Annotated in this window: 11 protein-coding genes; 3 read left to right on the forward strand and 8 right to left on the reverse strand. The window is 70.5% G+C overall.

The genetic code is table 11. From position 1 onward, the window contains the following. Positions 1–28: 28 nt before the first annotated feature. From ACFV1W_RS39115 to ACFV1W_RS39125, 3 genes are all read right to left on the reverse strand, one after another. On the reverse strand, positions 29–223 hold the full coding sequence (locus tag ACFV1W_RS39115; RefSeq protein WP_380422183.1) for a hypothetical protein: 195 nt from the start codon (positions 221–223) through the stop codon (positions 29–31). A gap of 176 nt (positions 224–399) precedes the next feature. Continuing rightward, entirely contained in the window at positions 400–1,491 is a 1,092-nt protein-coding gene (locus ACFV1W_RS39120; protein WP_380422184.1) for a hypothetical protein, read from the reverse strand. A 101-nt stretch (positions 1,492–1,592) separates the two neighbouring features. Beyond that, positions 1,593–1,748 (reverse strand): hypothetical protein, encoded by a 156-nt coding sequence (locus tag ACFV1W_RS39125; protein WP_380422186.1) that lies wholly within the window; start codon positions 1,746–1,748, stop codon positions 1,593–1,595. 839 nt (positions 1,749–2,587) lie between these two features. Here ACFV1W_RS39125 and ACFV1W_RS39130 point away from each other — a divergent pair. Next, positions 2,588–3,850 carry an LCP family protein gene (locus ACFV1W_RS39130; protein WP_380422187.1) on the forward strand — a complete coding sequence of 421 codons (1,263 nt, stop codon included), beginning with the start codon at positions 2,588–2,590 and terminating at the stop codon, positions 3,848–3,850. Between the two features lie 39 nt (positions 3,851–3,889). Here the strand turns inward: ACFV1W_RS39130 and ACFV1W_RS39135 are convergent, their stop codons facing one another. The 3 genes from ACFV1W_RS39135 to ACFV1W_RS39145 form a co-directional block, all read right to left on the reverse strand. Continuing rightward, the gene (locus ACFV1W_RS39135; protein WP_380422189.1) at positions 3,890–4,069 is read right to left on the reverse strand and encodes a hypothetical protein; all 180 of its coding nucleotides are present in this window, start codon (positions 4,067–4,069) and stop codon (positions 3,890–3,892) included. Between the two features lie 423 nt (positions 4,070–4,492). Next, a complete protein-coding gene (locus ACFV1W_RS39140; protein ID WP_380422191.1) occupies positions 4,493–5,245 on the reverse strand; it encodes a WecB/TagA/CpsF family glycosyltransferase in 753 nt (250 codons plus the stop codon). Further along, entirely contained in the window at positions 5,238–6,338 is a 1,101-nt protein-coding gene (locus tag ACFV1W_RS39145) for a glycosyltransferase family 4 protein (RefSeq protein ID WP_380422193.1), read from the reverse strand. Before ACFV1W_RS39145 ends, ACFV1W_RS39140 begins: the two co-directional genes overlap by 8 nt. Positions 6,339–6,610: 272 nt before the next feature. Here ACFV1W_RS39145 and ACFV1W_RS39150 point away from each other — a divergent pair, with 272 nt between their 5' ends. Beyond that, the gene (locus tag ACFV1W_RS39150; RefSeq protein WP_380422194.1) at positions 6,611–7,924 is read left to right on the forward strand and encodes an O-antigen ligase family protein; all 1,314 of its coding nucleotides are present in this window, start codon (positions 6,611–6,613) and stop codon (positions 7,922–7,924) included. A gap of 43 nt (positions 7,925–7,967) precedes the next feature. Beyond that, positions 7,968–8,834 (forward strand): class I SAM-dependent methyltransferase, encoded by an 867-nt coding sequence (locus ACFV1W_RS39155; protein WP_380422195.1) that lies wholly within the window; start codon positions 7,968–7,970, stop codon positions 8,832–8,834. Between the two features lie 138 nt (positions 8,835–8,972). Here the strand turns inward: ACFV1W_RS39155 and ACFV1W_RS39160 are convergent, their stop codons facing one another. Next, positions 8,973–9,194, reverse strand: a complete 222-nt coding sequence (locus ACFV1W_RS39160) for a hypothetical protein (RefSeq protein WP_380422197.1) — start codon at positions 9,192–9,194, stop codon at positions 8,973–8,975. 423 nt (positions 9,195–9,617) lie between these two features. Further along, a partial coding sequence (locus ACFV1W_RS39165; RefSeq protein WP_380422199.1) for a GDP-mannose 4,6-dehydratase occupies positions 9,618–9,913 on the reverse strand: 296 nt, incomplete at its 5' end.

Raw genomic sequence — 9,913 nt, forward strand, 5'->3', positions numbered from 1 at the left:
GTACTGGCGAGCTGGACGCTGGGCGGGGCTACAGCTGCTGGAGTGCTTCGTCGGCCGTGGCGGCCTGGATGAGGGCGCCGATGTCGAGGCCGTCGGCCAGTTCTTCGGGGTTGCCGCCTCCCCAGGCGATGCTCGAGGCCAGCCAGCCTGTGGTGAAGCTGGTCGGGATCCCGAACTCTCCCAGGGCGGTGAAGGCGATCACGTCGTAGGCCTGCGAGCCCACGCCATGGTCTCCGCCGGAATTCCCGACACCTCACCAGGATGCAGCACGACCCACCCCCACAGACGACCAACCCGATCTGACCGGAAGGCACTTACTGTCCCACACCCACCCCGAGCGACTTCGCGAGCAGAGTCGCCCGGCCGACTTCCTGCGCTCTGGCCTGTCGGCGGGGTGGGCTACCGCTGCGAAGCGCGCCGGCGGCTGAGCCGCGTGGCCGCCGCGCCGGCCGCCAGGAACGCGGCGGAGAGGCCGAGCAGGACGGGCGTCTTCGGGGCGCCCGTCTCGGCGAGCTGGCCGTGAGGGGGCTTGCCGTGATGATCCTCGCCCTCGCCGTGGTGGCTGGACTTCATCGTGTGCTCGCCGTGGTGGGCCGGCTTGTGCTCCGGCCGTGCCTCGACCTCCTCCGCGACGAACTTGACCTTGTTCAGGTTGACGGCGGTGCTCTTGGAGCTGTTGTCGTTGTTGTTGGTGACGCTGTTCTGCACGACGACGGTCACGTGGACGTCCTGGGTCTGACCCTGGTGCTGTGCGGAGTTCTGGTCCTGGCCACCGTGCTCGTCAGGCTTGCCGTGCTCGTCTGGCTTGCCGTGCTCGTCTGGCTTGCCGTGCTCGTCAGGCTTGCCCTGCTCGCAAGGCTTGCAGTGCTCGCCGTGCTCGCCGTGCCCGCACTTTTCGTCATGCTTGCAGTGCTCGTTGTGCTTGCCGTGCTCGGCAAGCATGCCGGGAACGCCGTGCTCGCCGTGTTCGAAGGGCATGCCGGGAACCTCGGGCAGGCAGAAGTTCTTGCCGAGGCCCTGGCCGGTGAGGTGCCCGCGGTGCTCGTGCCCGGGCTCGTGGAGGCAGTTCTTGCTGCCGTGCGTTCCCATGTCCATGGGAAGCGTCGACGGCGCCCGCCCCGTCAGCCGCTCGCCCTCAGTGCCCGGCTCGCCGGCCTGGGCCGTGTCGTCCGACAGCGCGGCGCCGGGCTCCTGCCCGTCGGCCAGGGCGGCCTCGGGCGCGGTGTCAACGTCGGTGCGGTGGAACGGGCGGACGGCCTGCATCGGCCGGACAGCACCGCTGCCGGTGATGGTCATGGCGCCGTCCGCCGAGGGGCTGCTGCCCTCGGCCAGGCGCAGAAGGCTGTCGACCCATTCGCCCCGGGCCTCCGTCGAGGCGGAGGCCGCGCTGTGGTCGGCGACGGGCGAGGCGTAGGCCGTACCGCCGGCGCCCCACACGAGGGCCGCTGACGTCAACCCTGACAGGACCAGGGTGGTGAATCGAGTTCGCATGACGCTCCTGGATGATCCACAAAACGGATCTTCTGGATACGCTCCCCCACCACCCGATCGCGGCGAGCGTCGCCGAGGATTAACCACTCCGGCCCAACCAATTACCCAGCGTGGACGAACGCCGACGGCGCGACCCCTCCCGCGGTCCGCGCCGCCGCGCCCAGGCTGCGTCGGCTCAGCCCGAGCACCGAGTGCAGCAGACATGAGACAGCCGGCAGGATGCCGGTGTCCACCACCAGCGGGCGCAGCCACTCCATGGCCTCGTCTGCCCCTCTGCCAGGTCCTGGGCGGCTGTTCGCGTGCGCCCAGCCAGCCGCGCGCAGCCGACTTCCCGTCAGCGACTGCTGAACTGCTGACCCACCGAAGACTCCGCAGGCCGGCAACCGTGTTGCGGCCGCGTGTGCCTGCGGCCGGCAGAGACAGATCCCGGACGGAGCCGGCACTTCTCCTTCCTCGGCACGTCGTACGGCATCCGGCCCGACGGCCGGCGCGAGGCGGCCATCACTACGGCGAGGCCGGCGTCCACCGCTTTGTCGCCGACGTCACCGGCCCCCCGGAAAAGGTCCACGCGCGCCGGCGGGAGGAACGGCGCGCCGCCAAGGAAGCCCCGACCGACCGGCCGTCAAGAGCACTTGACAGCAACACCGGTCTTCCGCTTCGTTCCCGCCCCGGGACCTTGGAGCCCCGCAGGTTCGAAGAGCGTGGACCACGGGGGTGATCGCGGCCCGGGGGACGGAGCCGTCGAGGCCGGCGGAGAGGTGGTTGCCGTCCTCGTCGGTGGCGCTCTCGTCGTGGCGACCGTGGATCAGGTGCGGCTCACCGGCGTCATGCCTGCCGTCAGCCTCGTCGGCGCCGGTGCGGACGAGGCGCCGTCCGGTGGGGCCGTCCGGGCTGGGCACGGGGGCAGGGCGACAGCCTGACCTCATGCCGCCGGCGGCTCCCACGCGGGGCCGGTTCCCACGGCCAACCGTGTGAGGCAGCACGCGTTTCTGGTCGCGACGCACGGCGGACGGCGTCGCCGAACCGCACACTGGCACCAGATCTGCGACAGCGGCCCGGCAGCTGCGCCGCACTCATCGGTGGGCCTGGAGGACGGATGACCGAGCACTACTCGCCGCACTCCGAGCCCAGCGGTGGTCCGCTTCCCCCGCCGGCGCCCGGGCCGTCGCGCAGGCGCCGCATCCTTCGCCGGGCGCTACTCGGGGCGGTCGTCGTCATGGTCGGCGCGGTGGGTTCCGGCAGCTGGGCGTACTTCCACCTGAACGGCAACCTGCACCACGCACCGCTCAACCTGGGGCCGGCCACACAGACACGCGAGCAGAAGGACCGTGCCGGTCACAACTCCATGAACATCCTGGTGATCGGCTCCGACACGCGCTCCACCGCGGCCGACTGCCTGATGCTCAACGTCGGGATCGACTGCTCGGCCGGCGCCAATGCGGACACCGAGATGCTCGTCCACCTGTCCGCCGACCGCACCGACGCCACGGTGCTCAGCATCCCGCGCGACACCGTCGTCGACATCCCCAGTTGCACCGACCCGAAAAGCGGGCGCGTCTACCCGGCGATGCCGCAGACGCCGATCACCGCCAGCCTGCAGAACGGCGGTCCGGGCTGCACGGTCGCCGCAGTCCACGCCCTCACCGGCATCACCATCGACCACTTCGTGATGTCGGACTTCGCCGGCGCGGTGGCCATGACGGACGCCGTCGGCGGAGTCCAGATCTGCGTGGACAACAACATCTACGACCCCCACTCCAGCCTCAAGTTGACCAAAGGGGCCCACACCCTCAAAGGCCTCGCCGCCATGGAGTTCCTGCACACCCGTTACGGCTTCGGCGACGGCAGCGACCTGGGGCGGGTAGAGGCCCAGCACGCCTACCTCACCGCGCTCATCCAAAAGCTCAGGACATCGGACATGCTGAGCAACCCGGTCACCCTCTACCATCTGCTCAACACCGCGACCAGGGCCCTGACCGTCGACGACGGCCTGGCCGGCCTGTCCCAGTTGGGCTCGCTCGCCGCGCGGCTGAACGAAGTGTCGCCCAGCCGGACGGTCTTCCTGACCATGCCCAACGTCCCCTACCCATCCAACAACAACTGGGTGAGCCCGGCGCCCTCAGCGGCCGCGGTGTTCCGGAAGGTGATCGAGGACCGTCCGCTGACCACAGCACGCAGCTCCGCCGACCTCGTGACGCCGACCGCCTTCCTCAGCGCGACCTCGGCCGGCCCGTCCAGCCCCCGCACCGCGGCGGACCCGCCCGGCTGCATCCCAGTCAGCACACAGGACACCACACCCCTCGGCAGCCCCATCCACGCCTACGCCATGAAACCGGACATCCCCAACTCGGCACCGTGAACCGGCACCCGACGAGCCGGCCGCCGCCGGCGGTGGGTGTCAAGTCAAGTCAGACGGTTGAGTGTGGTACAGCCGCTCACGCCGCAGCAGGGCCCCGCGCTCGGCGGGAGAGGCGGCCTCGCACAGTCCCAGAACGCTCAGCTCGTAGTCGGCGGTGAAGGCGCGGCGCTTCGGCTTCGGAGCCGGGGCGACCCCGCAGAGGGTATTGGTACTGGTCATGCTGGGCGGTACTCCCGTGTCCCGCCCTCTCAGGCCACACAATCCCGCTGAAGCGGGATCTCTCACCCGAACCTGTCACAAAAGGTCTTGCCGCACCACTGCTCCAACCGCCGACCTGGTCTCCCAAACTCACACGCTCCGCATCGACCGGCGAAGTGCCGGCGGTCCTTCCGGTGGCAGCCTTCGCCCGCGCCCCACCGGCCGGCGGCCCGGATCCTCGGCCCCGGCCCGGTCGCGCCGGGACCACTCGGGTTCCGGTGTCACGCCCCGGCGCTCCTGATCCGGCGTCCGGACGAGGCCTGCCGGTTCCGCCCGGCCGCACCGGTCCGGTTCACCAGGCAGTACGACGACGAGGAACTCCGCCGGACCGACCAGGCCGCGTGGCGCCGGGGCGCTCGCGCCGTCCCCTCACAGCCCGGCCGCTCACCGACCCGCCCGCCGCCTCCAGTGGGCGGCGGTGAGCGCGATGAACCGGGCGTTGCCCACGGCATAGCGCAGGAGCATCCGGCGCGGCTCCTGGACCATCCGGTGGAACCATTCCAGACCGGCCCTTCGCATCCACCGCGGTGCCCTGCTGCGCAGCCCCGCCACCACGTCGAAGGAGCCGCCGACACCGACCAACAGGGCGCAGCCCAGGTCGTTCTGCCGGCGTGCGAGGAAGCACTCCTTGCGCGGACTCGGCACGGCGAGGAACAGGATGTCCGGGCGGGTCGTGCGGACGGACGCCACCACCTGCTCCTCCTCTGCCTCGTCCCAGTAGCCGTCCCGGTGCCCGACCACCTCGACCCCCCACGCGACGGCGATGCGCGCGGTCTTTGCGACCACCTCCGGCTCGGCGCCCAGGAGGTAGACGCGGTACCCGTTGCGCGCGGCGCTGCGCCACAGCGCCAGCATGAAGTCGATGCCGGCCACCCGCTCCGGCAGCGGACTTCCGAGAAGACGCCCGGCCCACACGACCGACTGCCCGTCTGCGTTGACGAGCGAGCACGACCGGATGATCCGCGCCAGTTCCGGGTCGTCGTGCGCCTTGACGACCTTCGCCGCGTTCAGCACGACGTGCTGGTGGGGACCGCCGGTTGCGATCAGCGCCTCGGCGGCCGCCACCGACGCCTCCAGGGTGAGCGGATGGACGGGCAGCCCGCACACCGTGACCGCCCGGCCCGGGCCCTCACTCATGCCGCCCCAGACCCAGGTTGTGCCAGAACTGCACGAACTCCTCCTCGACGCGCCCGGGTTCGTACCGCGGCCGCAGCTCCTGCCATGCCCTCTGCTGGCGTCGCCGGATCCCCTCCAGGTCGTCCCGGCAGGCCGTGAGGAACCGGGCCACCGACTCCACCGAGGCCTCGACGGGCTCCACGCATCCCCGGGCGAAGAGCTCGGCGCTTCCCGGCGACGGGGTCGCTGCCACGGCGCAGCCCGCCTGGAGCCCTTCGAGCAGGACGAAGGGAAGTCCCTCGACCCAGCGGGCCGGAATGACGAACGCGTCGACCTCCGCCCAGAACGACAGGGCGTCCGACAGATCCAGGACCCCCAGGTCCTCGTCGACGCAGGCCATGTCCGCGACGGGTACGTCACGGCGCATGCCGGCGACACGAAACTCGACCTCGAGGCCCTGCGCCCGCGTCCTCTCGACCGCACCGCAGACCAGGTCGAATCCCTTGAACCGGGTCATCGTGCCGAGCCAGCCGACACGCAGCACACTCGACGTGCGGCCTTCCCCGGTCGGCGGCACCGCAGGGGGAACGGGATTGCGCAGCACCGTCACGGACGCGGTGGGGCAGCCGCTGGCCAGCAGCTGGGCCGCGACCGCCTCGCTCAGGACGAGCCAGTGGGACCCGCCCAGTAATGCCCGCAGCATCCGGTTCGCGGCGAGCCTCGCGGGCAGTTGCGCGCCGTGGAGATGCAGAACCACGGTGCAGCCGACCGCCCTGGCCGCGATGATGAGAACCGTGTCACGGACCAGGTGCAGACCCCACTGCGAGACCGGTAGGTAGACGGCTGTCTGGACGCGCCGGGCCAGCAGGTAGGCGCCCTCGCCCAGGGCCGCCGCGGTAGCGCGGACCTTGGCGGGCCAGGAAGCCGTGAACCTCTGCGATCCGTTGCGGTCCGCCGAGAGCGAGATGACCGCCGACACGTGGCACCGGCTCGTCAGCAGGGGCGTGAAGAACTCGGCTGCGCGGCCCATGCCGCCCAGATGCGCACTGTGCCGGAAGACCAGGACGGCCGGACGGGCGGGTCGCCGCAGGAGCCTTGGGCGGATGAGAAACATTCCCCGTTCCTTGGAGTATGTGATGCGGGATCCTGGAGTCCGAGTGGAATCATGGGAAGTCAACCGAACCACTCGGCCCGTATGGAAGACCACTGCAACACGTCCCGGTCTGCGTTATTCATACGATATTTGAGGCTGGGTCGCCGGATGTTTCCGGGCTCAGGATCCGGTCATTGAAGGGAAGCGCGGTCGGCGTGACTGCTGGTATTCCACTGTTCGTTTCCGTATGTGCTGCGGTATGTGTCGCTTCCGGCCTCCTGCTCGCTCTTTGTATGCGCGGAGCGGGCGGGCTGCTGTGGGCATCCTGCCTCGCACCGCTCTTTCTGCTGGACAGGGAATACGCGACGGTAGGCGTCGGCTCGCTCTATCTCATGGACGCCCTCGCCGGCTGCGCGCTGCTCGTGACCGTGCACGTGTGGGGGCCGCGGGCGTTCTCCGAGCCCCGGCTGCGCTGGTTCCGGGCGGTCGCCGTGGGCCTCGCGGTCGCGTCGGCCCAGGCGGTGTACCGCGGGTTCGAAGCGGGGTATCCCGATCCCCTCAAAGGGGCGATCCTGGGCCTCTACCCGCTCTTCGGGTGGTTCGCCGCCACCTGGTGTCTCACCCGGCCGGTCGAGGAAAACCTCCGCTGGCGGTGGCTGTTGTACGTGCCGACCTGCGGTGTCCTTCTGGCCTGGATCACGCACACGCCGATGATTGCCGCAGCCTCGGGCGTCTACCTGGCGATCGCCGGCGCCTTCGGGGTCCAGATGCGGTGCACGGGAGACAGCCGACTGCTCCTGTGGGTCCTGGCCGGAGCCGCCCTGCTGACCGCCCTCGCGAGCAAGCGGGGCCCCCTCCTGGCCGTTGCCGCGGCCATTTCCGCGACCGCGGTCGCCGGTAGGTCGAGTCGTCGACGTGTCATCCGCTGGCCGGTCATCTCATGGATTGCCGCGACGGCCGGGGTCGTTTCCCTGCTGTCCTTCTCCCTTTCCGGCGGGAATCTGTCCGACACGCCCGTGGTGGGGGGCCTTGTGAGACGGTTGTCGAGCTCGGCGGATATGCAGACCGAAGCCGGTGCCAACGTGGGACTGCGTCTTGAAATGTGGCGGGTGGCCCTTCACGTGGCGTGGCAGAGACCGTTTTTCGGTGCCGGGGCGGGACATCCCATCGAGGTGGTCCGATCCGTCATGCATCCGATCTCCGGGAAATCCGGCCCGCACAACTCGTTCATCGGGTACATCTATTATCTCGGCTGGCCGGCCGGATTCGCCTTCATCCTGATCGTCGCCGCGACCTTGCGCAGGACCTGGCGCGCCCGGCACCATCCGGCCGCCGCCTCCTGGTTCGGGGCGACCGTCGGCGTGAGTGTCACCGCCTTCACCAATGTCGCCTTCGAGACCACGTTCATCGGGCTTCCGTCCTGGCTGGTCCTGTCCTGCGCGTACGCCCTCGTCGGAGTGGACCGGGGTGCCGGGGGCGGCACCGATGGGGAGGGCACCGACGGGCGCATGCGCCTCATCGCCCAGCGGCGCGCCGGTCCGGCAGGCCCCACAGGCCCGAGCACGGCCCGCGACACCGGTGCGCAGGCGCCGGGCTCTCGCGTGTGAATCCCGCTCCGTCCGCCCCCTGCGTGACCACCTGGAGAATCCGTTGCAGCAGTCAGAGATCCGAGAGTTCTGGTCCGCGCACCCGTGCGGCGACAACCTCTTCGGCACGCCGGGCGGGGACCGGCGGGAGGACTACGAGAGGTTCTTCACGCGGTACGACATGGCCAAGTACCGCCTGGAGAGCCACATTCCGCAGTGCCTCGACCGTCTGGACGCCCACGGCAAGCGGGTGCTGGAGATCGGTCTCGGCCAGGGGGCGGAGGCCGAGCGGCTGATCCGCGCGGGCGCCCTGTGGACGGGGGTCGACCTCACCGAGACCGCCGTCCGTCGCACGGGGACGCGCCTCGCACTGCGCGGACTGCCCCACGAGGGCCTGTACCAGGGAAGCGTGCTGGACCTGCCGTTTGCTCAGGACTCCTTCGACCTCGTCTTCAGCCACGGCGTACTGCACCACGTACCGGACATCCTGCAGGCCCAGCGGGAGATCCACCGTGTCCTGAGACCAGGCGGAACGCTGGTGGTGATGCTCTATGCGCGCTGGTCACTGAACTACTTGGTGTCGATCGCCGTGCTGCGGCGCGCGGCCCTTCTGGCTGCCTACCCCCTGGTCCGGGCCGGACTGCTCGGTGGGTCCCACCCGCTTCTCGACGCCCATGCGGCCGGCGCCCGCCGGTGCGGTCTCCTGCGGTACCTGAGGCTGACCGAGTTCCTCCACCGCAACACCGACGGGCCCGACAACCCGTACTCCCGGGTCTACGACGTCCGCCAGGTCCGGCGGGACTTTCCGCTCTTCGAGGTGGAGCACGCGCAGAAGCGGTTCATGCACGCCCCGCCGCTGCCCGTCCACGGCATGGCCGGTGAACGACTCCTGGGCTGGCACCTGTGGGTGCACCTGACGCCCCGGGGATGATCAACGGCAGGCCCGGCAGATGGGGAGCCGGTGGTCCGGTATGACACGCGAGCGCGGCCGGCGCCTGAGCAAGGGGCAGGAGAGACGGGGCAGTCGCAGGCGACGCGCGAAGGCCCCCTGGGCGGAAGTCCTGCTTCGTCAGCAGATGCAGCGTGCCGGCCGCGTGGTGCGCCATGCCCAGGCGCTCGGCGAGGACACGCATCGTGCGGGGGCGTAGAAGGAGATGTGCCGGCCGGCTTGCGGTGCCAGGTACCACCATGACGGATCGGCGCTGAGATCGTGCAGGTGCTGGGTGAAGACGAGCGAATGCGCTCCGGTCTCCCGCGGGCAGGTGTCGACGAAGGCGAGCGGGTCGGTCACATGCCCCATCACCTCCCCGGCGGTGACCGCGGTGGCCGTCTTCCCACCGGCTGACGTCCCACTCGAATACCCGGGCGAACAGGTTCTCGCAGCGGGCGTCCTGCCAGTAGGCGTCCAGGCCGACGTCGCGCAGCAACCGGGACGAGCAGCCGTGTCCCGCGCCGTAGTCGACGTACACTCCGGTGGAACCGAACATGCGCGCCGGCACCGAGGCCGGCTGCGGATACCGGTGGGGGTTCCGTTGCACGCCGCCGGTGTCGACGGCCGCCACGGCCTGCGAACAGGCCTCGTCCAACCGGTGCGGCTCGTCGACGAACCAGTAGGCTCACGCGTCGCACATGCGGTCGGTGGCCTCGTGGCGTCCGGGCTCGGTGGCCCGGTGCGTGATGCGCGTGGCGCCGCGGCGGATCCCGCAGGAAGCGGTCATGCCGTCACCCTGCTGCCGGCGGCCGCCGATGCCCGGTGCGGCGTCCCGGGGATGGAGGGGCGCAGGATCGAGTCGAGTTCGGCGTCGACCATGAGGCGGGCCAGTTCGGGGGCGTGGGTGGTGGGTTTCCAGCCGAGGACGCGGTGGGCCTTGGAGGCGTCTCCGACGAGGTCGTCGACCTCGGAGGGACGCAGGTAGCGTTCGTCGAAGCGGATGTGGTCGCGGTAGTCGAGGCCGAGGTGGGCGAAGCAGTGTTCGGCGAAGTCGCGCACGCTGTGGCTGGTGCCGGTGG

The organism is Kitasatospora sp. NPDC059648 (assembly GCF_042734825.1).
Lineage (GTDB): Bacteria > Actinomycetota > Actinomycetes > Streptomycetales > Streptomycetaceae > Kitasatospora.

What these genes read in the sequence shown, in the direction of transcription:
- ACFV1W_RS39120 (WP_380422184.1), bottom strand. Translation starts at nt 1,491, where the DNA reads ATGCGAACTCGATTCACCACCCTGGTCCTGTCAGGGTTGACGTCAGCG.
- ACFV1W_RS39125 (WP_380422186.1), bottom strand. Translation starts at nt 1,748, where the DNA reads ATGGAGTGGCTGCGCCCGCTGGTGGTGGACACCGGCATCCTGCCGGCT.
- ACFV1W_RS39130 (WP_380422187.1), top strand. Translation starts at nt 2,588, where the DNA reads ATGACCGAGCACTACTCGCCGCACTCCGAGCCCAGCGGTGGTCCGCTT.
- ACFV1W_RS39135 (WP_380422189.1), bottom strand. Translation starts at nt 4,069, where the DNA reads ATGACCAGTACCAATACCCTCTGCGGGGTCGCCCCGGCTCCGAAGCCG.
- ACFV1W_RS39140 (WP_380422191.1), bottom strand. Translation starts at nt 5,245, where the DNA reads ATGAGTGAGGGCCCGGGCCGGGCGGTCACGGTGTGCGGGCTGCCCGTC.
- ACFV1W_RS39145 (WP_380422193.1), bottom strand. Translation starts at nt 6,338, where the DNA reads ATGTTTCTCATCCGCCCAAGGCTCCTGCGGCGACCCGCCCGTCCGGCC.
- ACFV1W_RS39150 (WP_380422194.1), top strand. Translation starts at nt 6,611, where the DNA reads ATGCGCGGAGCGGGCGGGCTGCTGTGGGCATCCTGCCTCGCACCGCTC.